A 23,278-nucleotide genomic window follows, 5' to 3' on the forward strand; every position below is an offset into this window, starting at 1 on the left:
GCCGCTAGTACTCCAGCCCGACGTCGGCCGGCTGCCCCGTCAGCTTGCCCAGTTGCTGGATCAGCACGTCGGGCACCCGTACCCGCCAGTCCTCGCTCAGGCGCACCACGCACTTGGCATCGCCGCGGTTGTAGACGATCTCGACCGGCGTACCCGGGAAGCCGTTCTCGGGGTCGGCGCGATGCGGGTTGAGGACTTCACGCAGGGAGTCCGCGTGCGCGTTGCCGTTCAGGCGGATGGACAGCGCGCGGGCCTTGGCCTCGCGCGCCATCTGCAGGTCGAACAGTTCGTCGGCCACGATACGCATGCCGCCGGAGTACTCGTCGTTGCTGACCTTGCCGGAGACGATCAGCAACTGGTCTTCGCGCAGCCGGCTGCGGTGCCGCTCGTACAGCTCGTTGAACACCGAGATCTCGACCTGCGCCGTGCCATCGTCAAGCACGGCGAACACCATCTTCCCGCGCCGTGTCATCTGCGTGCGCACGGCCGACAGGATGCCCGCCATCCATTGCAGGTCGCGGCTGGGCTGCAGGTTGGACAGGGGGGTTCGCACGAACCGGCGGACTTCGGTGCGATAGGCGTCGAACAGGTGGCCGCTGAAGTAGAAACCCAGCGCGGTCTTTTCCTGGCCGAGGCGCTCGCGCTCGTCCCAGGGCTCGACATCGGCCAGCTCGCCCGCCAGGTCGGCGTGGTCGTCGCCGCCGAACAGCGACACCTGGCTGGCCGCGCGGGCGGCCTGTTCCGCGGCGTCCATCGCCGTGCCCAGGGTCGCCAGGACCGCGGCGCGGTTGGGCGACAGCGTGTCGAATGCGCCGGCCTTGATCAGGGCTTCGATGGCGCGGCGGTTCACCACGTGGCGATCGATGCGCCGGCAGAAATCGAACAGGTCGGTGAACGGCCCCTTCTCGGCCCGCGCGCGCAGGATTTCCTCGACCGCGCTCTGCCCGGTGCCCTTGACCGCCCCCAGCCCGTAGCGGATGGTGCGCGGCGGCTGCCCGCGCGCCGAATATTCGTCCAGCACCGGCTCGAAGCGGTAATTGGACAGGTTGATGTCGGGGGGCAGCACCTTGACCTTGTTGGCTACCGTGTCGGCCCAGAATATCTGGACCTTGTCGGTGTCGTCCATGTCGGACAACATGGTGGCGGCCATGAACTCGGCCGGATGGTGAGCCTTGAGCCAGGCCGTCTGGTAGGCGATCAGCGCGTAGGCCGCGGTATGCGACTTGTTGAAGCCGTATTCCGCGAACTTCTCCATCAGGTTGAACAGCGTGACCGCGATCTCGGGGTCATAGCCCTTCTTTTCCGCGCCCGACTGGAAGATCTCGCGGTGCTTGGCCATTTCCTCGGGCTTCTTCTTGCCCATGGCCCGGCGCAGCATGTCGGCGCCGCCCAGCGTGTAGCCGCCGATGATCTGCGAGATCAGCATCACCTGTTCCTGGTAGACGATGACCCCGTACGTGCTCTTGAGGACCGGTTCCAGGTCCGGGTGGAAGTATTCGGCCTTGGCGCGGCCGTGCTTGCGGTTGACGAAGTCGTCCACCATGCCCGAGCCCAGCGGGCCCGGCCGGTACAGGGCCAGCACGGCGATGATGTCTTCGAAGTTGCTGGGGCGCAGCTTCTTGAGCAGTTCCTTCATGCCGCGCGATTCCAACTGGAACACGGCGGTGGTGTTGCCGTCGCTCAGCAGCTTGTAGGAATCGAGGTCGTCCAGCGGCAGCGCCATGACGTCGAAGTCGCGCATGCCCTCGTTGAACTCGCGCACGTAGCGCACGGCCCAGTCGAGAATGGTCAGGTTGCGCAGGCCCAGGAAGTCGAACTTCACCAGGCCCACGGCTTCCACGTCGTCCTTGTCGAACTGCGACACCGCGATGTGGCTTTGGCCAGGCTGGCAGTACAGCGGGCAGAAATCGGTCAGCTTGCCCGGGGCGATCAGCACGCCGCCGGCGTGCATGCCGATGTTCCGCGTCAGTCCCTCGAGCGGCTGGGCCAGGTCGATCAGCGCGTGCGCTTCCTCGTCGTTGTCGTAGCGCTCCCTGAAGGCGGGCTCTTCGTTCAGCGCCCGCTCCAGGCTCCAGGGGTCGGCAGGCGAGTGCGGGATGATCTTGGACAGGCCGTCGCAGAACAGGTAAGGCAGGTCCAGCACCCGCCCCGCGTCGCGGATGACCGCCTTGGCGCCCAGCGTACCGAAGGTGGCGATCTGGCTGACCGCGTCGCGCCCGTATTTCTGCTTGACGTACTCGATGACCTTGTCGCGGTTGTCCTGGCAGAAATCGATATCGAAGTCGGGCATGGAGACCCGCTCCGGGTTCAGGAAGCGCTCGAACAGCAAGTCGTAGCGGATCGGATCGATATCGGTGATGCCCAGGCTGAACGCGACCAGCGAGCCTGCGCCCGATCCCCGGCCCGGCCCCACCGGCACGCCATTGTTCTTGCCCCAGTTGATGAAGTCCTGAACGATCAGGAAGTAGCCAGGAAAGCCCATGTCGATGATGGTCTGGCATTCCTTGTCCAGCCGCTGGTCGTATTCCTCCTGGTGCGCGGCGCGTTCCTTCTCGTCCGGGAAGAGCTGCGCCATGCGGCGCGCCAGGCCCTCCTTGGACAGCTGCACCAGGTATTCGGCCAGCGTCACGCCCTCGGGCGTGGGGAAATTGGGCAGCTTGGGATTGCCCAGTTCCAGCGTCAGGTTGCAGCGCGTGGCGATCGCCACCGTATTGGCCAGCGCCGAGGGCACGTCAGCGAAGCGTTCGGCCATTTCCTGCGAGGACAGCAGGTACTGCTCTTCCGTGTAGAGCCGTTGGCGGCGCGGATTGGCCAGGATCTCGCCTTCGGCGATGCAGACGCGGGCCTCGTGGGCGCGGAAGTCGTCGCGTTCGAGGAACTGTACCGGGTGCGTGGCGACCACCGGCGCGCCGCATTCGGCCGCCAGCCGCATCGCGGCCTGCACGTAGGTCTCGTCGCCTTCGCGGCCGGCGCGCTGCAGCTCGATGTAGTAGCCGCCCGGAAACACCTTCAGCCAGTGCCGCGCGAACGCCAGCGCCGCGTCGTGGTTGCCGGCCTCCAGCGCCTGGCCCACGTCGCCCTGGCGTCCGCCGGACAGGGCGATGAGCCCCGCGCCGTAGGTCTCGAGCCATTCGGGCCGGATCTCGCCGCGGCCGCGATGCTGGTTGGTCAGGAAGGCCTGCGTCAGCAGTTCGCACAGGTTCAGGTAGCCGGCGCGATCGCGCACCAGCAGCAGCATCCGGTAGGGCTTGTCGCGGTCGGCGTCGTTGGACACCCAGACGTCGCAGCCGGCGATGGCCTTGATGCCCTTGCCCCGCGCCGCCTTGTAGAACTTGATCAACCCGAACAGGTTGGAAAGATCGGTCAGCGCGATGGCCGGCTGTTCCAGCGCGGCGACTTTCTTGACCAGGTCGGGGATGCGGACGATGCCGTCCGACACCGAGAACTCGGAGTGGACGCGCAGGTGGACGAATGGGGGGGTAGGCGACTGGGACATGCCGGCATTTTAGCCTCTCGGCGCAGGGTCCGGGACACCCCCTGCGCCCCCTTTCCCCGCGGGCAGGCCCTACTCCTTCTCGATGCCCGCGGCCTGGATGACCCGGCTCCATTTGTCCAGTTCGGAGCGGCCGAAAGCCGCCAGTTCCGCGGGCGTGCTGTAGGACATCTCCAGCCCCAGGCCGACCAGGCGTTCGCGCACGGCCGGATCGCGCGTGGTCTTCTCCAGCGCACGGCTGAGCCGCTCGATCACCGGCGCGGGGGTACCCGCCGGCGCATACAGCGCATACCAGGCCAGCAGCTCGAATCCGGGATACTGCTCGGCGATGGGCGGCACCTCGGGCAGCAGCGGCCACGGCCTGGCGGAACTGATGCCCAGCGCGCGGACCTTGCCGGCCTTGACCTGCTGGGTGCCCGTCACGATGTCGGTGAACATGACCGAGACGTGGCCGGCCATGACGTCGTTCAAACCCAGCGGAATGCTCTTGTAGGGCACGTGCAGCATCTGGATGCCAGCGGCGGTCGTGAGCATCGCGCCCGGCACCAGGGTGCCGGCACTGCCCGAGGCATAGGACAGCTTGCCGGGCTGTGCCTTGGCCAGCTTGACCAGATCGGCCAGGGTCCTGACCGGCAGCGCGGGATTGGCGACCAGCAAGGCCGGCGTGTAGGCCACGCGCCCCACCGGCGCGAAGTCCTTGACGGGGTCGTAGCCCGGCGTCTTCATCAGGGCGGGATTGGCCGCCTGGGTGGTCTGCGTGGTGAAGAACAGGGTGTACCCGTCGGCAGCGGCCCGCGCCGCCGCCTGGGCCGCGATGGCGCCCTGCGCGCCGGCGCGGTTCTCGATCACCAGCGGCTGGCCCAGTTCGCGCGACAGCGCCTCGCCGACGATGCGGGCGGTCGTGTCCACGCCGCTGCCGGGTCCGAACGGCACCAGCACGGTCACGGGACGATGGGGATAGGAATCGGCCGCCATGGCGCCCGCCGCGCCGAGCGCGGCCAGGGAAGCCAGGGCGTACGCGCCCATGCGGATGCTCTTGGTCATGTTGTCTCCGGTTTATGGTTCAAGGGTGCCGCGGGTCGAGCGCGTCCAGCCAGCGCAGCACCCGGTCGGCGATGAGACCGCTGTTGCGGTCCATCATCAGGAAATGGGAATTGCCGCGCACGCCTTCTGCGGGCAGGTCCAGGGACTCGACCGCCGCGCCACTGCGCGCCAGCACGGCGGCGTACGCGTCCACCGTGGCGCGATATCGGCGCCAGACAGGGTGGTCGCCGATATGGTCGCCCCACACGATCAGGTGCGGCGGGATCGCCGCCGGCGGGGCGGCAGGCGCACCGGAAGGTTCGAGCGCAACCACGGCGCGCACGGACTCGGGCCGCTCCTGGGCCGCCAGCAGTGCAAACCCGCCGCCCTGGCTGTGCCCGACGACGATGCAAGGCCCCACCCGATCCAGCAGCGCGCGGTAGGCGGCGCTGGTGACGGCCTCGTGGCCGGCCCAGCGCGGCACCCATTGACGCGCGAACTGGTCGAAGGCGCCGACCGGGAACTGCTGCGCGGCGTGGGCCAGGCGGGCGGCCGGATCCGTGCGGTAGCCATGGGCCGGCCCCATCCGGAACATGTCCCAGGCCTCGTCCATGGTGCGGAACAGCGGCGCACCGGCATACAACTCGGGAAAGCGCGCCCAGGAAGCGCGGCCGCGCTCCACGGCGTCGGACACATAGACGTCGTATCCCGCGCCCAGGAAGCGCCACAGCCAGCCCGGACGGCCGTCGGGAGTCGTCTCCCAGTTGACGCCCGTCATGCCACCGCCGTGCCAGAACAGCACGGGCAGCGCGTGCCGTGGCCGCGCCAGCCGGTAGGCCTGCACGTACATCTGGCCGACGACATGGTCGCCGTTGGGATCGACCGGCCTGGGCTCGGCCCCCTGCGCCAGGCGCCTGGCCTCGGTGGGCAGGCCGCGCAGCGTGCGCACCTCGCCCCCCACGTGGAAGCTTTCGATCGCGCGCAGGCAGATCTCGTCCGGGGCCGGTTCAGTTGCGGGCATGGAGAAAATCCTGGTCCTCGGAAAAGCAGCGTATGCGGGGCACGGCGCCGAAGCAGGCGCCCAGGGCGTCCTCCATGGCCGCCATGAAACGCGCGACGACCTGGGCGTCGCGGCGTTCGTTGCGGCGGAACTGGACCTCCAGGTAGACGGGGCAGCCGCGCGGGACGGCGTGCGCCGCCACCACCACCAGTTGCACCTGGGCGGCCTGCGCGCCCAACAAGTCCACGCAGGCGCGCTCGGTGGCGCTGCCCAGCGGATCGAGCGGCGCGCCGGCCAGCAAGGGACTGGAAACGAAAACTTTGATGACGGGCATGGCGATCACGAACGAAAGGTGACGACCATGATGCCGACGGCCAATAATGAAATCCAGTGCAAATTATTGCGATATTATTGCGTTATGCGCACCAATTGCGACCTTCCCGACCTCCAGGCCTTCTGCGCCCTCGTGCGCTGCGGCGGCTTCAACAAGACCGCCGATCTGCTGGCGCTCTCGCCCTCGGCGTTGAGCCGGCGCATCAGCAAACTGGAGGAAGCCCTGGGGGGACGCCTGGTCGAACGCACCACGCGCACCATGGTGCTGACGCCGCTGGGCCTGGCCCTGCACGAGCGCCTGGCGCCGCTGCTGGACAGCCTGGACGACTGCCTGGCCGGAACCGCACGCATGGCGCGCGGCGAAGGCGGCCAGATGACCGTGGCCTGCATCACCACCGTGGCGTATTCCTTGTTCCCCGCAGCCCTGTCGCGCCTGCGGCAGCGGCATCCCGACGTGCGCGTGGATCTGCGCGACGACACGGGGGCGCGCGTGCGCGATGCCGTGCTGCGGCGGGAAGCCGAGTTCGGCATCACGGTTCTGTGGGAAGACGAACCCGAGCTGGCCTGCCAGTCGCTGCGCGACGACCCCTACGTGCTGGCATGCGCTCCCGGCCACCCGATGGCCGCGCGCGCCCAGGCGGCCTGGGCCGACCTGGCGGGGCAGCGGGTGCTGGCCCTGCGCCGCAGCAGCGCCAACCGCCAGCAGATCGACGCCGCCCTGGCCGTGGCGGGCGTGCCCGCGCCCTGGTTCGACGAGGTGGAGCACCTGTCGTCCATGATCGGATTCCTGGAACACGGCGGGTGGATGGCGGTGCTGCCCCGCCTGGCGCTGGCGGCGACGACCCGGGTCGCCACCATCCCCTTGACGGCCCCGACCATCGCGCGCCGCATCTGCCTCGTGCGGCGGCGCGACACGACGCTGAGCCGGCCCGCGCGTGCGCTGTGGGACGAACTGGCGCGCAGCATCACGGCCCCGCCGTCCGCGCCTGCTCCCGCCTGACCGGTCAGGCCGCTTCTCCCGTCCCGCCGTCGCGCGCAGCCCGCAGCGACCGCATGAGCTTGTCCAGCAGCGCGTCGAGCTGGTGCAATTCCTGTTCGCTGAAATCGCCGAACATCACCTCGCGCTCATGGCCGCCGCCGATGCGGTCGGCCTGCTCGCGCACGCGGCGTCCACGGGCGGTCAGGGTCAGCTCGAACGCCCGCGCATCGCGCGCGCTGATGCTGCGCTCGGCCAGGCCGAGTTCGATCAGCCGCGACACGACCTTGGACAACACGGTCTTTTCTATGAAGGTCGCGGCCTGCAGGGCCGACACGCTGATGCCGGGCGCATCGCCGATCTGGCGCAACACCCGCAGGTCGCGCACCACCAGCCCGAGTTCCTTCCGATAGAGCTCGTTGACCTGCCGCACCGCCTCGCTCTTGATGAGATCGAGCTTGTAGGTGAAGTAGGTCTCGAGTTTCTTGGTCACGGCGGTCTCGTGCGGGCGGCGGGGCATCGCGGCATTGTATGCCGCGCCTCGCCAGCGGGGTAAATACTGAGTGCAATTTTCAATAGTTGAAATAGCATCCTATTTTTCGCTTCAGACGATAGGATTGCAATGAAAATCGAGGTCTCGGACACGCACGCCCAGGACATGACCACATGGCGGCGCACGCTCCACCGCAACCCCGAACTCGGCTTCGAGGAACACGAGACGGCGGCCTTCGTCGCCGAACGCCTGCGTGAATGGGGCATCGAAACCCATGCCGGCATCGGCGGAACGGGCGTGGTCGGCGTCATCCACGGCGCGCAGGGTCCCGGCCGCAACCTCGGCCTGCGCGCCGACATGGACGCGCTGCCCATGCAGGAACAGACCGGGCTGCCCTACCAGTCGGTGCGTCCCAACCGCTTCCATGGCTGCGGCCACGACGGCCATACCGCCATCCTGCTGGGCGTGGCTCGCCATTTCGCGTCGAACCGCGACTTCCGCGGCACGCTGAACCTGATCTTCCAGCCTGCCGAGGAAACGCTGCGCGGCGGCTCGACCATGATCCAGGACGGCCTGTTCGAACGCTTTCCGTGCGACGAACTCTACGGCCTGCACAACCACCCCCCGCTGGAGCCCGGCCGCGTCGGCGTGCGCAACGGCGCCACGCTGTCGGCCTGCGACCTGTTCCGCATCCGCATCCACGGCGTCGGCGGCCATGCCGCCAGCCCGCACCGCACGGTGGATCCCGTGGTGGTCGGCAGCGCGCTGGTGCAGTCGCTGCAGACCATCGTCAGCCGCTCGGTGGATCCGCTGCAGACCGCGGTGGTCAGCGTCTGCCAGTTCCACGCCGGTACCGCCATCAACGTCATCGCCGACCAGGCCGTGCTGGAGGGCACGGTGCGCACGCTGGACCACGGCGTGCAGGCGGAGGTCCTCAAGCGACTGAAGGAAATCTGCGCCGGCGCCGAACAGGCCCACCGCTGCCGCATCGAGTTCGAGCATCTGCAGACCTCCCCCGCCACCATCAACAACGCCGAACAGGCGCAGGTCGTACGCGAGGCCGCGCTGGCCGTCGTCGGCCCGGACGGCCTGGAGCCCGACATTCCGCCGCTGATGGCCTCCGAGGACTTCGCCTACATGCTGCAGGAAAAACCCGGCTGCTACTTCTTCCTGGGCAATGGCGGCCACATGTGCCACCACCCCAAGTTCGATTTCAACGACGACGTGCTGCCCGTCGGCATGTCGATGATGATCGAGATCGCGCGCCGCCGTCTGGTGGCCTGACCCCAAACCGAGGACTCCGCCATGCACGCATCCCGCTACCTTGCCGCCCCCGTCCTGGGGCTCCTCATGCTTGCCGCCGCGCCGGCGCAGGCCCAGACCGCCTACCCCACGCGCCCCATCCACCTGATCGTCAACGGTGCGCCGGGCAGCCTGCCCGACCTGTTCGCCCGCCCCATCGCCGAGAAGATGCGGACATCCCTGGGACAGGCCGTGGTGATCGACAACCGCCCCGGCGCGGGCGGCCTGCTCGCCATGACGAACCTGAAGAACAGCGCCGCCGACGGCTACACGCTGGCGGTGGTCACCAACGCGCATGCCGTCTGGAACCAGTATCTGTTCAGCAAGCTGCCCTACCACCCGCAGGCCGACCTCCAGGCCGTCAGCCCCATCGCCGTCATTCCCATGGTGCTGACCGCCAGCCCCGCCCTGCCCGCCGGCTCGCTCAAGGAACTGGTCGCGCTGGCCAAGGCCAGGCCCGGGGTGCTGAACTACGCCTCCTCCAGCACCGGCTCGCCGCCTCACGTCCTGTTCGAGATGTTCAAGCTGCAGACCGGGGCCGACATCCTCCACGTCCCGTTCAAGTCCGGCCCCGACGCGCTCAACTCCACCATCAGCGACCGGACCCAGCTCTACCTGGCCGGCTCCGCCCTGATCGAGCCGCAGGTCAAGGACGGCCGGCTCAAGGCCCTGGCCGTGAACACCCGGGAACGCCTGCCCGGCCTGCCCGGCGTCCCCACCTTCGCCGAGCAGGGCTACCAGGGCCTGGAAGACACCGTCTGGCTGGGAGTCGTGGCCCAGGCCGGCGTGCCCGCCGACATCGTCCAGCGGCTGAATCGCGAGATCGCCAAGGCGGTCCGGGCCGAGGACATGAAGAAGCTCTACGACGCGCACGGCTCGGTGGTCTACACCTCCAGCCCGGAGGAGTTCGCCGCGCGCATCAAGGCCGATCATGCGCTGTGGGGGCCGGTGATCAGGAAGGCGAACATTTCACTCGACTGACCGGCCAAGCGGAAATCCCGCGCTGAAATGCAAAGGCCCCGGCGGCGCATGCCCCGAGGCCCTTGTCGATCACCGCGCGATGCCTACTCCCGGGCCGCGCCCGGGACTTCCACCGTATAGTTCAGCGCCAGGCGGCCGCCGTCGACGAATACCGTCTGCCCGGTCACGTAGCTGGCGTCCTCGCTGGCCAGGAACACCGCAGCGCCGGCCACTTCTTCCGGCCGCCCCAGCCGCGTCATCGGGATGCGCGACAACACCGTGTGCAGCGCCTTGGGATTGTCGGTGATGGTCGACATGATGTCGGTATCGATGCTGCCCGGCCCCAGCGCATTGACGCGTACGCCGTGCGGCGCCATCGCCAGCGCCATGGCCTTGGTCATCTGCCGCACCGCGCCCTTGCTGGCGCCGTAGGCCAGCTGGTTGGACATCGCCAGCTCGGCCGTCATCGACGACAGCGTGATGATGCTGCCGCCGCGTCCACCCCGCACCATGGCCTTGGCGGCGGCCTGGGCCACGAGGAAGGTCCCGCGGACGTTGACGTTCATCACGAAGTCCAGGTCCTCCAGCGTCACGTCCAGGAACTCGGCGGCGCGGATCACGCCGGCATTGCAGACGCAGATGTCCAGCCCGCCGAACTCGCGCTCGCACAGCGCCACCATCTCGGCCACCTGGGCCGGATCGGTGACGTCACCGCGCATCGCGCGCGCCGGGCCGGGCATGGCCGCCAAGGCCTCGCCCTCGACCTTCTCGGCGCGATCCACCAGCACCACGTTGGCGCCTTCCTGGCTATACCGCTTGGCGATCGCCAGCCCGATACCGCCCGCGGCGCCGGTCACCAGCGCCGTCTTGTCCTTCAACCTCATTGCTACTCCAATCGATCCCATGACTACAAGCGGGAAAAACGCCGGCCATCGTCAGCCGGATGGTGCCCCGGGGGCACGGCGGATCCGGCTTTGCCGGTCCGTCAGTGCCGCCCCCTTGAGGGGGCGTAGGGGGTGGGTCCTAGACGCCGACGTACTGGGCGATCAGCTCGGGACGTGCCGAGAGTTCCGGCGACGTGCCGCGCCAGACCGTCACGCCCTTGTCCAGGATGAAGTTGCGGTCGGACAAGCGCAGCAGGGCCTTGGTGTTCTTGTCCACCACGATCATGGTCAGGCCTTCCTGCTTGAGCTGGGCCAGCACGCTCCAGATCTCGGCGCGCACGATGGGGGCCAGGCCCTCGGTGGCCTCGTCCAGCACCAGCAGGCGGGGGTTGGTCATCAGCGCGCGGCCGATGGCCAGCATCTGCTGCTCGCCACCCGACAACTGCGTGCCGAGGTTGGAGCGCCGCTCCTTCAGGCGCGGGAACAGGCCGTAGATCTTGTCCAGCGTCCAGGCCGAGGCGTCGGTGCGCTTGGACGTGGCGATCAGGTTTTCCTCCACGGTCAGCGTGGGGAATATCTGGCGCCCTTCCGGCACCAGCGACAGTCCCAGCCGGCCCACGCGGTACGGCGCCATGCCGTTCAGCGTCTGCCCGTCGAAAGTGATGCTGCCGGCCGCCGGCTTGAGCAGGCCGAACAGGCAGTTGATCACCGTCGTGCGCCCCATGCCGTTACGGCCGATCAGGCCCACGACCTCGCCGCGCTTGACCTCCATGTCGATGTCGAACAGTGCCTGGCAGGAACCGTACTTGGCCGCCAGTCCTTGTATGGAAAGCATGCGTGAACTCCTGCCTCAGGCATCGGCGTCGTCGCCCAGATAGGCGCGGCGCACTTCGGGATGGTTGCGGATTTCCTCGATCGAGCCGGTCGCGACGATCTTGCCGTAGACCAGCACGCTGATGCGGTCGGCCAGCGAGAAGACCGCGTTCATGTCGTGCTCGATCAGGAGGATGGTGTAGCGGCCCTTCAGGGAACGCAGCAGCTCGATGGCCGCGGCGCCTTCGGCCGCGCTCATGCCGGCCATGGGCTCATCCAGCAGCAGGATGCGCGGATCCGCCGCCAGCGCCATGGCGACCTCGAGCTGGCGCCGCTGGCCGTAGGCCAGGTTGGACACCACGGTGTCGGCCACGTCGGACAGGTGGCACTGCTCGATGATCGCGCGGGCCTTTTCCATGACATCCCCGTAGGACGACATGGGCTTCCAGACGGCCCAGCGCACGCCTTTCTTGCGCAGCGCCGCCAGGCACACGTTCTCGACCACGGTGAAGGCGTCGAAGATGGACGTGATCTGGTAGGACCGCAGCAGGCCCATGCCCACGCGGTGCTGCACGGGCGTGCCGCTGACTTCTTCGCCGCCCAGCACGATGCTGCCTTCGTCCGAGCGCAGCTCGCCGGTCAGCAGGTTGATGAGCGTGGTCTTGCCGGCACCGTTGGGGCCGATGATGGCGTGCAGTTCGCCCGGCTCGATCTCCAGCGTCACGCCGTCGGTGGCGCGCAAGCCGCCGAAGCGCTTGACCAGGTCCTGGGTACGCAGTCCGATGGCGTTCATTGCGATTCTCCCGCGGAAACGGCGGCGACCTTGGGCGCCGCGGCAGGCGCCGCGGACGGCGCCGGGGCGGACGCTTCGCGCGGGCGGATCAGCCACGCGAAGCCGTTCCTGGTCAGCAGAGCGATCACGACGATGACCGGCCCCATGATCAGCATCCAGTGCTGGGTCAGGCCCTTGAAGAACTCTTCCATGACCAGGAAGGCGATCGCGCCCACGATGGGACCGGTGATCGTGCCCAGCCCGCCGATGACCAGCATGACGATCAGTTCGCCCGACACCGGCCACGACATGTAGCTGGGCGAGGCGAAGGCCGTCAGGTTCGCCAGCAGGAGGCCCGCCAGCCCGGTCAGCACGCCGGACAGGACGTAGGCGGCCAGCTGCACGCGGAAGACCGAGTAGCCGAAGGCGTTGACGCGGCGGGGGTTGATGTGGGTGGCCTGCAGCACCATGCCGAACGGCGACTTCTTGAGCCGCGCCAGGAACACCGTGACCGCCAGCAGCACGGCCCAGGCCGCCCAGTAGACCTCGGAACTGCCCGACAGCTCGAACAGCCCGAAGTTGCTCGGCTCATTGATGTTCAGGCCATCGTCGCCGCCGAAGGTGGTCATGCTGACCATCAGGAAGTAGAACATCTGGGCAAAGGCCAGCGTGATCATGATGAAGCCGATGCCCGAGGTGCGCAGGCATACGGTGCCCACGACCAGGCCGACCAGCGCGCACACGACCACGGCGGTCAGCAGTTGCAGCCAGCCATCGCTGATGCCGTAGTAGCTGAGTATGCCCACGGCATAGCAGCCCAGGCCGATGAACATGGCATGGCCGAAGCTGACCAGGCCGGCGAATCCCAGCACGAGGTTCAGCGCGCAGGCGGCCAGCGCATAGATCAGCACGCGGGCGAAGAACGTCACGTAGAACGGCTCGCCTATCGCCTGCGCGACGAACGGCACGGCCGCCAGGATTATGAACAGGACCGGGATCATCCAGGCCCCGAATTTGACGCGATTCATATCGTCTACCTTGCAGGAATATCAGTTACCGCCGCAACCAGACCCAGGGCACCGCGGATCCGGCTCCGCCGGTCCGCCAGTGCCGCCCCCTGGGGGGCGCGCGAAGCGCGTAGGGGGGGGCCTACTTCTTGTTCAGGATGCCATTGGGGCGGAAAGCCAGCACCAGCGCCATCAGCACATAAATCAGCATGGAGGCCATGGCCGGGCCGACGGCGTTGGCCGAGGCGGGCTGCATGAACGAGCCGAGCAGGTGCGGAATGTAGGCGCGCCCCAGCGTATCGATCACGGCGATGATCATCGCCGCCACCAATGCGCCGCGGATGGACCCGATACCGCCCACCACGATGACCACCAGCGCAAGGATCAGGACCGGTTCGCCCATGCCGGACTGCACCGACAGGATGGGCCCGGCCAGCGCGCCAGCCAGTCCCGCCAGCCCCGCCCCGAGCATGAACAGCAGTTTCTTGAGCAGGTCGATGTTCACGCCCAGCACGCTGACCATGGGCGAATTGCTGGCGCCGGCGCGGATCAGCATGCCGAAGCGCGTCTTCTGGATCAGGTACCAGGCACCCAGCGCCACCAGCACGCCGACCGCGATGATCAGGATCCGGTAGACGGGATACTGCGACCCGAACAGCGTCACGGCGCCGTCCAGCGCCGACGGAATGGCCGCGTAGTAGGGACGGTTGCCGAAGATGACGATGGCCAGCTCGTTGAAGAACATCATCAGGCCGAAGGTCGCGAGCACCTGGTACAGGTGGTCGTGCCGGTACAGCGGCTTGGCGACCAGGTGCTCCAGCAGCAGCCCCACCAGCCCGGCCGAGATGATGGCCGCGGCGATGGCGAAGATGAAGGACCCGCTCGCGTTGTAGGTGGCGGCGCCGATGAACGCGCCGACCATGTACAGCGAACCGTGCGCGAGATTGATGAAATTCATGATGCCGAAGATCAGGGTCAACCCTGATGACAGCAGGAACAACAAGACGCCGAGCTGCACACCATTGAGCAACTGCGACAAAAACAGCGAACTATTCATTGACAGACTTCCGTGTCAAAACCCGGGTCTTCCCCGCATACCCGGTTCTTTCGTTCTTAGTGCCCATGCACTCCCCGATCCCGTGGCGGCGATCGCCACCCAGCATACCGGCGCCCGCCCCCATCATCCATCGGTGCCACCCCTGAAAGGGAAGCCCCAACCCAGGATAAGGGACCTAGACCCAGGATGCGGTGGATCCGGCTCCGCCGGTCCACCCGCATCGCCCCCTTGAGGGGGCGCCCGAAGGGCGTAGGGGGTGGGCTTTCCTTGCGCGCGTAAGCGCGTAGGGGGGGGGGTCTACATCTTGCATTCAGCCGCGTACGCGTCCTTGTGGTCCGTCAGGACCTGCGACAGTTGCTTGTAGCCCACGCCGTCGCCGTTCTTGACGATCTCGTAGGCGTAGTAGTGCTGGATGGGCATGTTGTTGGTGTTGAAGGCGAACTTGCCACGGGCCGTGGGGAACTTGGAGCCGGCTTCCTTGACGGCGGCCGCGAAGGCCTTCTTGTTCGACACCTTGCCGCCCAGCTTGGTGATGGCGGCATCCAGCAGGTAGGCGGCGTCATAGGCGGCCACCGCGTACTCGGTGGGGGGACGCTTGTACTTGGCTTCGTAGCCCGACACGAATTTCTTGTTCTGCGGATTGTCGAGCACCGGCGCCCACGGCGTGCCGTAGATCGAACCGACCGCCTGCTGCTTGAGCGCGGCCAGCGAGTTGGAATCGATCAGGCTCTCGGACAGGAACGGCAGCTTGCCCATCAGGCCGGCCTGGTTCAACTGGCGCACGAAGTTCACGCCCACGCCGCCGGGATAGAACACGAACAGGGCATCCGGCTTGGCGCTCTGGACGGCGGCGATCTCGGCCGCGTAGTCGAGCTGGCCCAGCGGGGTGTAGACCTCGTTCTGGATCGCGCCGCCGTAGAAGCGCTTGAAGCCGGCCAGCTTGTCCTTGCCGGCCTGGTAGTTCGACGTCATCAGGTAGACGTTCTTGTAGCCCTGTTCCTTGGCGTACTTGCCCATGGCTTCGGACATGCCGTCGTTCTGCCACCCCATCACGAACAGGTTGGCCATGCAGCCCTTGCCGGCGATCGGGGCCGGACCGGCGTTGGTCGACAGCGCGACGACGCCCGAATCCTTGATGCGGCGGGTCTCGGCCATCAGCACGTTCGAGAAGCCCAGCCCGACGATGGCGTCGACCTTGTCGCGCTCGATGAACTTCTGGACGATCTGTGCGCCGACGTCCGGCTTGAGCTGGTCATCCTCGCGCAGCACGGTCACGGGCTGGCCGCCCAGCTTGCCGCCCAGTTGCTCGACGGCCAGCATGAAGCCGTCGTACTGGTCCTGGCCCAGCGCCGCCATGGGGCCCGACAGCACCCCGGAAAAACCGATCTTGACCTCGGCGTGCGCGGCGCCGGCAACCATCAGGGCCGCCGCGACCAGTACGGCGGTTTGCTTCTTCATCATCGACTATGTCTCCTTCGTCGGGAAATAGCGGGAAATCAGCGCCCCAGCGCCTTGGCGGTCTTGCCGCCTATCCCGAAATTCGTCTTGGGCACTTCGACCAGCACCACGCGCACGGACTCGCGGGGAGCGCCGATGGCGCGGTGGGTCGCTTCGGTCAACTCCTCGATCAGGGCCGCGCGCTGTTCGTCGGTGCGGCCCTCCATCATTTGCACCTGGATGAGGGGCATGGCGAGCTCCTTACAGTTTCACGCAGACGTTGCGCAGTTCGGTGTAGAACTCCAGCGAGTGCACCCCGCCCTCGCGGCCGATGCCCGACTGCTTGGCGCCGCCGAACGACGTGCGCAGGTCGCGCAGGAACCACGAGTTGACCCAGCAGATACCGACGTTCAAGGCCTTGCCCAGGCGATGGGCGGTCCCCACGTTCTGCGTCCACACCGTGGCGGCCAGGCCGTACGGCGTGTCGTTGGCCATCTTGATGACTTCTTCCTCGGTGTCGAAGGGCGTGATGTGGCAGCAGGGTCCGAAGATCTCCTCGCGGATCACGGCGGCCGTCTCGGGCAGGCCGGTCCAGATCGTGGGCTGCACCCAGGCGCCCTCGGACATCTTGCCGGGCATGTCGGGCACGCCGCCGCCGGTGACGATGGTGGCGCCTTCCTCGCGGGCCTTGGCGTAATAGCTCAGGACCTTCTCGCGATGCACCTGCGAGACCAGCGGACCGAAATTGGTGGCGTGGTCGTGCGGATCGCCCAGCTTGAACGACTCGGCCTTGGCCTTGAGCGCGGCAACGAACTTCTCGAAGATGGGGCGCTGCACGTAGACGCGCTCGGTACCCAGGCACACCTGGCCGCTGTTCTCGAACGCGGAACGGGCGATGCCGGCGACAGCCTTGTCGAAATCGGCGTCGGCGAACACGATGCCGGGGTTCTTGCCGCCCAGTTCGAACGACACCGGGCGCACGCCCTTGGCGGCGGCCTTCATGATGGCTTCGCCGGTACGGGTCTCGCCGGTGAAGGTAATGCCGTCCACGTCGGGATGCTGGGTCAGGAATTCGCCGGCGGAGTCCGGGCCGAAACCGTGGACGACGTTGTAGACGCCGGGCGGCACGCCGACCTCGTTCATCACCTCGCCCAGCAGCGTGGCGGTGGCCGGGGTTTCCTCGGACGGCTTGACCACGACGGTGTTGCCGCAGGCCAGGGCCGGGCCGACCTTCCAGGTCATCAGGAGCAGCGGCAGGTTCCACGGGCAGACCACGCCGATGACGCCGCGCGGCACGCGTACCGCGTAGTTCAGCGCGAAGCCGTTGTCAGGGGTCTCCATGTCGAAGCTTTCGCCCGGCACATTGCGGATCAGGTCGGCGAAGACCTTGAAGTTGGCGGCGCCGCGGGGGATGTCGACATGGCTGGCGAGCACGTGGGGCTTGCCGGTATCGGCCATCTCGGCCGCCAGGAAATCATCGAACCGGCGGTTGATGCCGTCGGCGATGGCGTGCAGCATTTCCACCCGCTGCTGCACCTTCATGGTCGCCCACGGGCCCGACAGGGCGGCGCGCGCGGCCTTGACGGCGGCATCGACTTCGGCACGGCCGGCCTCGTGCACGGGACCGATCAGGCTGTTGTCGACGGGGTTGCGGTTCTCGAAGGTCTTGCCGGTGGCGACCCACTGGCCGTTGATGAAATTCTTGAATTCGTTCATGGCTGTATTCTCAGATGACGTTTGCAAATTCGGGATCGCCGTCGCACAGGTATTCCCACATGCGTTCGAAGATGCGGCCTGCGCCGGTGGCACGGCGGGCCGCCTCTTCCGGCGACAGCGTCGGGCCGTCGGCCAGTCCGGCCGCGCGCAGTTGCAGCTCGATGCGCGCGGCGTCTTCCAGGTACCAGTTCAGCACCACCGCCTGCTCGATATTGGGCGCGGCTACCACCGCGCCGTTGCCGCGCATGACCACGGCCGCGGCGGTGCCCAGCTTCGCGGCCACGCCGGCGGCCTGCTCGTCGGTGCGGATCAGTTGCGGATCGTCCCAGAGCGGGACGGCCGGCGAGAAATACGAGCCCATGCCATGGCGCGGCGCCGGCGTCACGCGCGCGGACGACAGGGTCATCACGTCGCGCGGCATGCTGCGGATCACCGCTCCGACCTCGGGCCGCAAGCGATAGATGTGCTGGTGGATGCGGACTTCCCCCAGCACGCCTTCGGGCAGTTCGCCGCGAACCGGGACCACGGTGCCGTCCTCGTGCGGACCGATCATGCCCATGGGCTTGGCGGCGCACACCAGGAAACGGTCGGCATCCAGCCGCAGGCTGCAATGGCCGTAGGCATGGACCAGGTTGGCGCGCGCCAGGGCGCGGGCGGCCGCCCGCACCAGGCTCTGCTGCCGGGCGGTCGGTGCGTTGTCGTGCTGGCTCAAGTCTTGAACTCCGGAATATCGGGTTTGGATCCCCACATGCAGAACGACGACGGGATGGCAGGGAAAGTGCGGGGACGGTAGGTCTTCTCGTCCTCTTCCGTGATCAGGCGCACGCCCGTCGAGTATTCGTAGATCATGCCGTCCGGTCCCTCGAAATACAGGAACATCGCGCCCGAGGTCGGATGGCGGCCCGGGCCGAAGCGGATGGGGATGCGCTTCTCCAGCAGGATGTAATAGGCCCGCATCACGTCGTCGATGCTCTCGACCTGATGATTGATGTGCTGCACGCCGGGGTAGCTGGACGGGAACAGCGCGATCTTGTGATGCACTTCGTCGATGCGCAGCAGGGGCGCTTCGCCGATGCGGTCGCTGACCTTGGCGCTGAGCAGCTGGGTCCAGAAGGCTTCGTCGCGGCGGGGATTCAGGGTGCGCAGGCCGATGTGGCTGAATCCCGTGATGCCCGCGTCGCGCGACGGGAAATAGCGGCGGCCGCTATGGTGCGGCGCATGGACCAGGTCGACGCTGTTGCCCGACGGGTCCTTGAAGTTGATGAAGTCGCGCACGTGGCGCTTCTCGGCTTCCTCGACGCTGCCGCGGGTGGCCGCGTAGCCCGACTGCTCCAGCAGCACCATGGCCTGGTCGAGTTCTTCGGGCGTGTCGACCTCGAAGGCCGAGGTGTGGTCACGCGGATCACCTTCGAAATAGCAGAGCGTGTGATCGCGGCTGTCGGACTTCAGGTAGACCGCCTTGCCGACGCGGCGGGCCACTTCCAGACCCAGGACTTCGGTTGCATAGCGCACCGAACCTTCCAGGTCGGGCGTGCCCAGCCGCACGTAGCGGATGTCGTGTAGATGAATCACCGGTGTCTCCAGCTGGGGGCCGTGAAAGCCCCCTGCACTTTTCGTAGGCGGACACGATACGCCACAAAATATCGGTTGGAAATATTTTTATCGAGATTTTATGGATTTCCCTAATGCCCGGGGATTTCATCGAGAATCGACTAGAATCTAGCCATCGCTCATGAGAGGGGGCACCCAGCCGCCCGAGACGCATGCCTGGAATCCCATTGGAACTACCGCCCCTGGCCCACGCAGCCGCCCCCACCACGCTCGTGGGCACGGCCTATGCCGCCCTGCGGCGCGACATCATCGAAGGCAAGCTTGCGCCGGGCTCGCGCCTGCGCGTGGAACACCTGAAGGATTCCTATGGAGTCGGCGCCGGCACGCTGCGCGAGGCGCTGTCGCTGCTGGTGTCCGATGCGCTGGTGGTCTCCCACGGCCAGCGCGGCTTCCATGTCACGCCCATCTCCATGGAAGATTTCCTGGACATCACCCGCAATCGCATCCTGCTGGAGTGCGAAGCGCTGCGGCAGGCCATCCAGGCCGGCGACGACGTCTGGGAAAGCCGCATCATCGCCGCCTTCCACCGCCTGAGCCGGGCCGAGGAACGCCTTGCCACGAATCCGGTCAACCGCTTCGACGAGTGGGAAGACCGCAACCGCGAGTTCCACCAGGCGCTGATCAGCGCCTGTACGTCACGCTGGATGCACCACTTCCTGGGCATCCTGTACCAGCAGGCGGAGCGCTACCGGCGGCTGGTCGTCACGCGCAAGCCCATTCCGCGCGACGTGCACGACGAGCACCGCAACATCCTGGAGGCCTCGCTGGCGCGGGACGGCGAACGCGCCGGCCAATTGCTGTCCGAGCACATCAGCACGACCTACGAGGCGGTCAAGCACCTGCCGGCGGACCTGTTCACGAACGTCACGCCCATCGCCGACGGCGCGGCGGCGCCGTAGGGCTCCGCCCGGGGACTTTGCCCTCCCCCGTATTACGCCTGCCTATCAAACGGACATAAAAAAGGCGGTGCCCAAAGACACCGCCCGACTCCCGCCCCCCTCGGCCCCAGGATGCGGTGGATCCGGCTCCGCCGGTCGGGGAAACCCACCCCCAAGCGGCCTTCGGCCGCGCCCCTCAAGGGGCGGCACTAGCGGACCGGCAGGAGAGCCCACCCCACGCGGCCTATGGCCGCGCCCCTCAAGGGGCGGCACTAGCGGACCGGCAAAGCCGGATCCGCGGCGCCCTGGATCTAGTACCGGTTTTTTGGTACGCCACACCGTTACTACCGCTGGCAGCCAGCGAAGCACGGCTGCCACAACCCAAGAAACGGGTACTAGACCCAGGATGCGGTGGATCCGGCTCCGCCGGTCCACCCGCATCGCCCCCTGGGGGGCGCGCGTCAGCGCGTAGGGGGGGTCAAATATCCAACACCAGCTTGGCGCCCTTGCAGCCCGACACGCAGACCATCATGGTCTTGTTCGACTCGCGCTCGCGCTCGGTCAGCACCGAGTCGCGATGCTCGGGCGTGCCTTCCAGCACGGCGGTCTCGCACGCGCCGCACACGCCTTCGCGGCAGCTGTAGTCGGCGTCGACGCCGGCTTCCAGCAGCGCATCGAGCAGCGACATCCCGGCCGGCACGTCGATGGTCTTGCCCGACTTGGCCAGCTCGACCTGGTAGCTGCCCTCCTGCGAGGCCGTGACTTCGCCGGCGGCGGCGAAGCGTTCGATGTGCACGTTCTGGTAGCCCAGTTCCTTGCAGGTGGCCTCGAAGGCGTCCAGCATGGGCGTGGGGCCACAGCAGTAGAAATGGGTGTCCGCCGGCTGCGAGCCCAGCAGCTCGCGCAGGTTGGGCGGGCCGCCGGCCTGGTCGTCGAAGCGCGTCGTCACCTTGCCGCCCGAGGCCACCAGCTCGTCGACGAACGCCGCCTCGCTCTTGGTGCGCGCGCAATAGACCAGTTCCACCGGCTTGCCAATGGCGCGCAGGCGGTTGTACATGCAGAAGATGGGCGTCACGCCGATGCCGCCGGCCAGCAGCACCGACTTGGCCGCCGACTCGTCCAGCTCGAAGTTGTTGCGCGGCGGCGCGATCTTGATGGTCGAGCCCACGCGCAGCTGCTCGTGCACGAAGCGCGAACCGCCGCGGCTGTTACGGTCGTTCAGCACGCCCACCACGTAGCGATGCCGCTCTTCGGGCGAGTTGAACAGCGAATAGCTGCGCACCAGGCCGTTGGGCAGATGCAGGTCGATGTGGGAGCCCGCGGCGAAGGCAGGCAGTTCTTCGCCCGTGGGCGAGCGGAACTCGACACTGATGATGCCCTGCGCTTCAAGGCGGATGGCGTGAACCAGTACCGTAAGGAGTGAGCTGCTGTTCATGAAAAGGTCGGAAAAAACGGTTATGCGTCGGCACGCAGGGCGATGTCGAGCCGCGCAAACGCATCGATCTCCACGGTCAGACCGGGAAAAACGAGGCCACGCACCTCGACCAACGTGGAACACGGATAAGGCGCCCGGAAGAACTCCTTGCGGGCCCTTCCGACTTCATCCTTGTCCTGGATGTTCGTCACGTAAATCACCAGTTTATAAATATTTTGCACCCCTCCGCCAGCGGCCTCGACCAAAGCGCGGATTTTGCCTAGCACAATCAGGGTTTGTTCGTAGGTGCCCAGCGGTGCGGCGGCCGTGGATTCAGGGTTGGCCGTCATGCCCGACATCGAGATTTCATTGCCCAGGACCAGGCAATTGGACCAGGTGGCCGTCTCGCGCTCGGGCACCGACGGCGCGATGACGCGGCGCGCCGCCGCGCCGCCGCTCATCGCCGCCTCCAGGCGCCGCGGATTCCCCGGACGGGGAATCCATGCCCGGCACGGCGGCTCACGCCGTCTTTCCTTTCAGTTGCTCGAACTGCTCGGTCGCCAGGTTGCGCAGGTGGCGGCGCAGGCGGACCAGCCCGATGTCGTGCTGGTACAGGTTCTCGCGCTGGTTGGCGTCCGGCTCCATGACTTCCAGCACTTCGCGGTCCTGCTCCAGCACCGCCCAGTGGCGCGCTTCCAGTCGGTTGCGGTACAGGAACTGCCACGCATGGCGCTGCCAGCCCGAGACCTTGCGGCAGCGCCAGTGGAACACGGCGGCCAGGTTCTCGGAAATGGGCGTGTAGGTGCCGACGATGGCGAAGCTGCCGCCGGGGCCGCCGGTGGCGGGATACGGGATCTCGAGCCGCAGCCAGTGCAGGCCGGTATTGGCCCACTCGGTCCAGTCGAAGTTCACGCCGCGCTGGCCCTTCTTCTCGAACACGAAGCCGTGCTCGGTGTCGCGCACGCCGAACTCCGCCACCGAGGAACCTTCGGCCATCGAGTGCGACTGCTTGTGCAGGTAGGTCCCGTGCATCGGGTCCATGACGTTGTCGATGACGTAGCGATAGTCGCCGCGCCACTCGGTGTAGCACAGGAAAGAGGCGAACTCGTCCGAGACCAGTTCTTCCGGCAGCGTGAAATCGGGAGCCTCGTCCACGTTGTTGGCCGAGTTGTACAGGAACACCGCGCCGTTGCGCTCGACCACGTGGAAGGAACGCGCGGCGCGCTTGCCTTCCAGGCTGCAGCCGGGGCTGCCCGGCACGTTGGTCACCACGCCGTCGGCGCGCACCTGCACGCCGTGGTAGCCGCAGGCGATGCGGTCGCCCAGCAGGATGCCGCGCGACAGCGGCGCGCCACGGTGCGGGCAGTGGTCTTCCAGCGCGTACAGCTTGCCGGCTTCGTCGCGCCAGAACACCAGCTTCATGCCCAGGCGGCGCAGCGACACGGGCTTGTCGGTAATGAAATTGGACGGACAGATCGCGTACCAGGTGTCTTTCAGGCCGTTCGCGAGCAGGGTGTCGGGGCTATCGATCTTGATCATGGCGGACTCCTCAGGCGGTCTCGGCCAGGCGGGCCAGTTCGGATTGCAGCAGTTCCTCGGTCCAGGGCACGCCGTTGGGGGCCGGGGGGCCGGCATGGTTCAGGTAGTCGACGATGGGAGCCAGTTCATGCTTGCCCGCCGCGAACGCGCGCTCGAGCGAATCGCCCAGCAGGCTTTCCCATTCCGTGGGAGTACGGCGCCGCGCCTGATGCGGTTCCAGATAACGGTCTTCTTGCATCATTTACCTCCGTTGCGTACGCGTTCGCGGATGCGTTCGCGAACGGGAACAAAGTCATAAGTGGGATAGCACTCGGTGCGGAACACGCCCCAGGCCGAGCGCTCGAGCTCGACATTGACCGTGGCCAGCAGATGCGGCGGCACCTCGAGCGTCACGATCTGCCCCAGCCCCATCGCCACGGTCCAGGACACGATCTTCACGCCCTCGGGCGGGAACCGTTCCCACCAGTCGGCTTCTTTCAGCTTGGTCTGGACCGCGTCCAGATTGTTCGACTGATCGTGCTTGAGCAGCACGGTCAACATCACATTCGCCGGCTCGGCCATACGTCGCCC

24 protein-coding genes are annotated in these 23,278 nt (G+C 67.2%); 4 read left to right on the top strand and 20 right to left on the bottom strand.

The genetic code is table 11. The annotated features are described in order from the left end of the window. Window positions 1-4: 4 nt before the first annotated feature. From dnaE to R4823_RS19845, 4 genes are all read right to left on the bottom strand, one after another. On the bottom strand, window positions 5-3,496 hold the full coding sequence (dnaE, locus tag R4823_RS19830; protein WP_132979370.1) for a DNA polymerase III subunit alpha: 3,492 nt from the start codon (window positions 3,494-3,496) through the stop codon (window positions 5-7). A 69-nt stretch (window positions 3,497-3,565) separates the two neighbouring features. Further along, window positions 3,566-4,537: a tripartite tricarboxylate transporter substrate binding protein gene (locus R4823_RS19835; RefSeq protein ID WP_087840772.1), complete on the bottom strand. Its 972-nt coding sequence runs from the start codon at window positions 4,535-4,537 to the stop codon at window positions 3,566-3,568. A gap of 19 nt (window positions 4,538-4,556) precedes the next feature. Continuing rightward, window positions 4,557-5,537, bottom strand: coding sequence for an alpha/beta fold hydrolase (locus tag R4823_RS19840; RefSeq protein WP_132979371.1), 981 nt, complete (start codon window positions 5,535-5,537; stop codon window positions 4,557-4,559). Further along, entirely contained in the window at window positions 5,524-5,850 is a 327-nt protein-coding gene (locus R4823_RS19845; protein ID WP_132979372.1) for a hypothetical protein, read from the bottom strand. The genes R4823_RS19840 and R4823_RS19845 overlap by 14 nt, the downstream gene beginning before the upstream one ends. A gap of 84 nt (window positions 5,851-5,934) precedes the next feature. On the opposite strand from R4823_RS19845, the gene R4823_RS19850 reads away from it, so the two are divergent. Next, window positions 5,935-6,849, top strand: a complete 915-nt coding sequence (locus tag R4823_RS19850; protein ID WP_165963087.1) for a LysR family transcriptional regulator — start codon at window positions 5,935-5,937, stop codon at window positions 6,847-6,849. A 4-nt stretch (window positions 6,850-6,853) separates the two neighbouring features. Here the strand turns inward: R4823_RS19850 and R4823_RS19855 are convergent, their stop codons facing one another. Beyond that, window positions 6,854-7,318: a MarR family transcriptional regulator gene (locus R4823_RS19855; protein WP_165963088.1), complete on the bottom strand. Its 465-nt coding sequence runs from the start codon at window positions 7,316-7,318 to the stop codon at window positions 6,854-6,856. 129 nt (window positions 7,319-7,447) lie between these two features. Between R4823_RS19855 and R4823_RS19860 the strand changes: the two genes are divergently transcribed. Together R4823_RS19860 and R4823_RS19865 are read left to right on the top strand one after the other, a co-directional pair. Further along, on the top strand, window positions 7,448-8,602 hold the full coding sequence (locus tag R4823_RS19860; RefSeq protein WP_243724442.1) for a M20 aminoacylase family protein: 1,155 nt from the start codon (window positions 7,448-7,450) through the stop codon (window positions 8,600-8,602). A 21-nt stretch (window positions 8,603-8,623) separates the two neighbouring features. After that, on the top strand, window positions 8,624-9,601 hold the full coding sequence (locus tag R4823_RS19865; RefSeq protein ID WP_243724443.1) for a tripartite tricarboxylate transporter substrate binding protein: 978 nt from the start codon (window positions 8,624-8,626) through the stop codon (window positions 9,599-9,601). Between the two features lie 83 nt (window positions 9,602-9,684). Here the strand turns inward: R4823_RS19865 and R4823_RS19870 are convergent, their stop codons facing one another. The 10 genes from R4823_RS19870 to R4823_RS19915 form a co-directional block, all read right to left on the bottom strand. Continuing rightward, window positions 9,685-10,464 carry an SDR family oxidoreductase gene (locus R4823_RS19870; protein ID WP_087840776.1) on the bottom strand — a complete coding sequence of 260 codons (780 nt, stop codon included), beginning with the start codon at window positions 10,462-10,464 and terminating at the stop codon, window positions 9,685-9,687. Between the two features lie 139 nt (window positions 10,465-10,603). Then, a complete protein-coding gene (locus R4823_RS19875) occupies window positions 10,604-11,299 on the bottom strand; it encodes an ABC transporter ATP-binding protein (RefSeq protein WP_087840777.1) in 696 nt (231 codons plus the stop codon). A 15-nt stretch (window positions 11,300-11,314) separates the two neighbouring features. Beyond that, window positions 11,315-12,070, bottom strand: a complete 756-nt coding sequence (locus tag R4823_RS19880; RefSeq protein ID WP_087840778.1) for an ABC transporter ATP-binding protein — start codon at window positions 12,068-12,070, stop codon at window positions 11,315-11,317. Further along, a complete protein-coding gene (locus R4823_RS19885; protein WP_087840779.1) occupies window positions 12,067-13,077 on the bottom strand; it encodes a branched-chain amino acid ABC transporter permease in 1,011 nt (336 codons plus the stop codon). The genes R4823_RS19880 and R4823_RS19885 overlap by 4 nt, the downstream gene beginning before the upstream one ends. A gap of 121 nt (window positions 13,078-13,198) precedes the next feature. Further along, on the bottom strand, window positions 13,199-14,113 hold the full coding sequence (locus tag R4823_RS19890; protein ID WP_087840780.1) for a branched-chain amino acid ABC transporter permease: 915 nt from the start codon (window positions 14,111-14,113) through the stop codon (window positions 13,199-13,201). A 297-nt stretch (window positions 14,114-14,410) separates the two neighbouring features. Next, complete coding sequence (locus R4823_RS19895) at window positions 14,411-15,571, bottom strand: ABC transporter substrate-binding protein (protein ID WP_087840865.1); 1,161 nt, start codon at window positions 15,569-15,571, stop codon at window positions 14,411-14,413. A gap of 38 nt (window positions 15,572-15,609) precedes the next feature. Then, window positions 15,610-15,801 (bottom strand): 2-hydroxymuconate tautomerase, encoded by a 192-nt coding sequence (locus R4823_RS19900; protein ID WP_087840781.1) that lies wholly within the window; start codon window positions 15,799-15,801, stop codon window positions 15,610-15,612. Between the two features lie 10 nt (window positions 15,802-15,811). Beyond that, complete coding sequence (locus R4823_RS19905) at window positions 15,812-17,266, bottom strand: 2-hydroxymuconic semialdehyde dehydrogenase (protein WP_087840782.1); 1,455 nt, start codon at window positions 17,264-17,266, stop codon at window positions 15,812-15,814. A gap of 10 nt (window positions 17,267-17,276) precedes the next feature. After that, on the bottom strand, window positions 17,277-17,978 hold the full coding sequence (locus tag R4823_RS19910; RefSeq protein ID WP_207958608.1) for a class II aldolase/adducin family protein: 702 nt from the start codon (window positions 17,976-17,978) through the stop codon (window positions 17,277-17,279). After that, on the bottom strand, window positions 17,975-18,838 hold the full coding sequence (locus tag R4823_RS19915) for a VOC family protein (protein WP_087840783.1): 864 nt from the start codon (window positions 18,836-18,838) through the stop codon (window positions 17,975-17,977). Before R4823_RS19915 ends, R4823_RS19910 begins: the two co-directional genes overlap by 4 nt. A 206-nt stretch (window positions 18,839-19,044) precedes the next feature. Between R4823_RS19915 and R4823_RS19920 the strand changes: the two genes are divergently transcribed. Then, window positions 19,045-19,776, top strand: coding sequence for an FCD domain-containing protein (locus tag R4823_RS19920; RefSeq protein WP_242621595.1), 732 nt, complete (start codon window positions 19,045-19,047; stop codon window positions 19,774-19,776). 457 nt (window positions 19,777-20,233) lie between these two features. On the opposite strand, the gene R4823_RS19925 is transcribed toward R4823_RS19920, so the two are convergent. Genes R4823_RS19925 through R4823_RS19945 form a run of 5 tightly spaced genes read right to left on the bottom strand, consistent with a single transcriptional unit; the run spans window position 20,234 to window position 23,269 of the window. After that, window positions 20,234-21,190, bottom strand: a complete 957-nt coding sequence (locus R4823_RS19925) for a PDR/VanB family oxidoreductase (RefSeq protein ID WP_087840785.1) — start codon at window positions 21,188-21,190, stop codon at window positions 20,234-20,236. A 20-nt stretch (window positions 21,191-21,210) separates the two neighbouring features. Further along, window positions 21,211-21,630, bottom strand: coding sequence for a RidA family protein (locus R4823_RS19930; RefSeq protein ID WP_087840786.1), 420 nt, complete (start codon window positions 21,628-21,630; stop codon window positions 21,211-21,213). A gap of 58 nt (window positions 21,631-21,688) precedes the next feature. Beyond that, window positions 21,689-22,708: an aromatic ring-hydroxylating dioxygenase subunit alpha gene (locus tag R4823_RS19935; protein ID WP_087840787.1), complete on the bottom strand. Its 1,020-nt coding sequence runs from the start codon at window positions 22,706-22,708 to the stop codon at window positions 21,689-21,691. A 10-nt stretch (window positions 22,709-22,718) separates the two neighbouring features. Further along, entirely contained in the window at window positions 22,719-22,949 is a 231-nt protein-coding gene (locus tag R4823_RS19940; RefSeq protein WP_207958609.1) for a recombinase-like helix-turn-helix domain-containing protein, read from the bottom strand. Further along, window positions 22,946-23,269 carry a hypothetical protein gene (locus R4823_RS19945; RefSeq protein WP_087840789.1) on the bottom strand — a complete coding sequence of 108 codons (324 nt, stop codon included), beginning with the start codon at window positions 23,267-23,269 and terminating at the stop codon, window positions 22,946-22,948. The genes R4823_RS19940 and R4823_RS19945 overlap by 4 nt, the downstream gene beginning before the upstream one ends. Between the last annotated feature and the right edge of the window lie 9 nt (window positions 23,270-23,278).

The sequence above is a fragment of the Pigmentiphaga sp. CHJ604 genome (assembly GCF_036972535.1).
Taxonomy (GTDB): Bacteria; Pseudomonadota; Gammaproteobacteria; order Burkholderiales; family Burkholderiaceae_B; genus Pigmentiphaga; species Pigmentiphaga daeguensis.

Coding starts and splice junctions, on each gene's coding strand:
- R4823_RS19930 (WP_087840786.1), bottom strand. CDS start 21,630: ATGAGCGGCGGCGCGGCGGCGCGCCGCGTCATCGCGCCGTCGGTGCCC.
- R4823_RS19940 (WP_207958609.1), bottom strand. CDS start 22,949: ATGATGCAAGAAGACCGTTATCTGGAACCGCATCAGGCGCGGCGCCGT.
- R4823_RS19845 (WP_132979372.1), bottom strand. CDS start 5,850: ATGCCCGTCATCAAAGTTTTCGTTTCCAGTCCCTTGCTGGCCGGCGCG.
- R4823_RS19875 (WP_087840777.1), bottom strand. CDS start 11,299: ATGCTTTCCATACAAGGACTGGCGGCCAAGTACGGTTCCTGCCAGGCA.
- R4823_RS19860 (WP_243724442.1), top strand. CDS start 7,448: ATGAAAATCGAGGTCTCGGACACGCACGCCCAGGACATGACCACATGG.
- R4823_RS19870 (WP_087840776.1), bottom strand. CDS start 10,464: ATGAGGTTGAAGGACAAGACGGCGCTGGTGACCGGCGCCGCGGGCGGT.
- dnaE (WP_132979370.1), bottom strand. CDS start 3,496: ATGTCCCAGTCGCCTACCCCCCCATTCGTCCACCTGCGCGTCCACTCC.
- R4823_RS19850 (WP_165963087.1), top strand. CDS start 5,935: ATGCGCACCAATTGCGACCTTCCCGACCTCCAGGCCTTCTGCGCCCTC.
- R4823_RS19895 (WP_087840865.1), bottom strand. CDS start 15,571: ATGAAGAAGCAAACCGCCGTACTGGTCGCGGCGGCCCTGATGGTTGCC.
- R4823_RS19885 (WP_087840779.1), bottom strand. CDS start 13,077: ATGAATCGCGTCAAATTCGGGGCCTGGATGATCCCGGTCCTGTTCATA.
- R4823_RS19945 (WP_087840789.1), bottom strand. CDS start 23,269: ATGGCCGAGCCGGCGAATGTGATGTTGACCGTGCTGCTCAAGCACGAT.
- R4823_RS19935 (WP_087840787.1), bottom strand. CDS start 22,708: ATGATCAAGATCGATAGCCCCGACACCCTGCTCGCGAACGGCCTGAAA.
- R4823_RS19835 (WP_087840772.1), bottom strand. CDS start 4,537: ATGACCAAGAGCATCCGCATGGGCGCGTACGCCCTGGCTTCCCTGGCC.
- R4823_RS19890 (WP_087840780.1), bottom strand. CDS start 14,113: ATGAATAGTTCGCTGTTTTTGTCGCAGTTGCTCAATGGTGTGCAGCTC.
- R4823_RS19925 (WP_087840785.1), bottom strand. CDS start 21,190: ATGAACAGCAGCTCACTCCTTACGGTACTGGTTCACGCCATCCGCCTT.
- R4823_RS19880 (WP_087840778.1), bottom strand. CDS start 12,070: ATGAACGCCATCGGACTGCGTACCCAGGACCTGGTCAAGCGCTTCGGC.
- R4823_RS19900 (WP_087840781.1), bottom strand. CDS start 15,801: ATGCCCCTCATCCAGGTGCAAATGATGGAGGGCCGCACCGACGAACAG.
- R4823_RS19905 (WP_087840782.1), bottom strand. CDS start 17,266: ATGAACGAATTCAAGAATTTCATCAACGGCCAGTGGGTCGCCACCGGC.
- R4823_RS19840 (WP_132979371.1), bottom strand. CDS start 5,537: ATGCCCGCAACTGAACCGGCCCCGGACGAGATCTGCCTGCGCGCGATC.
- R4823_RS19865 (WP_243724443.1), top strand. CDS start 8,624: ATGCACGCATCCCGCTACCTTGCCGCCCCCGTCCTGGGGCTCCTCATG.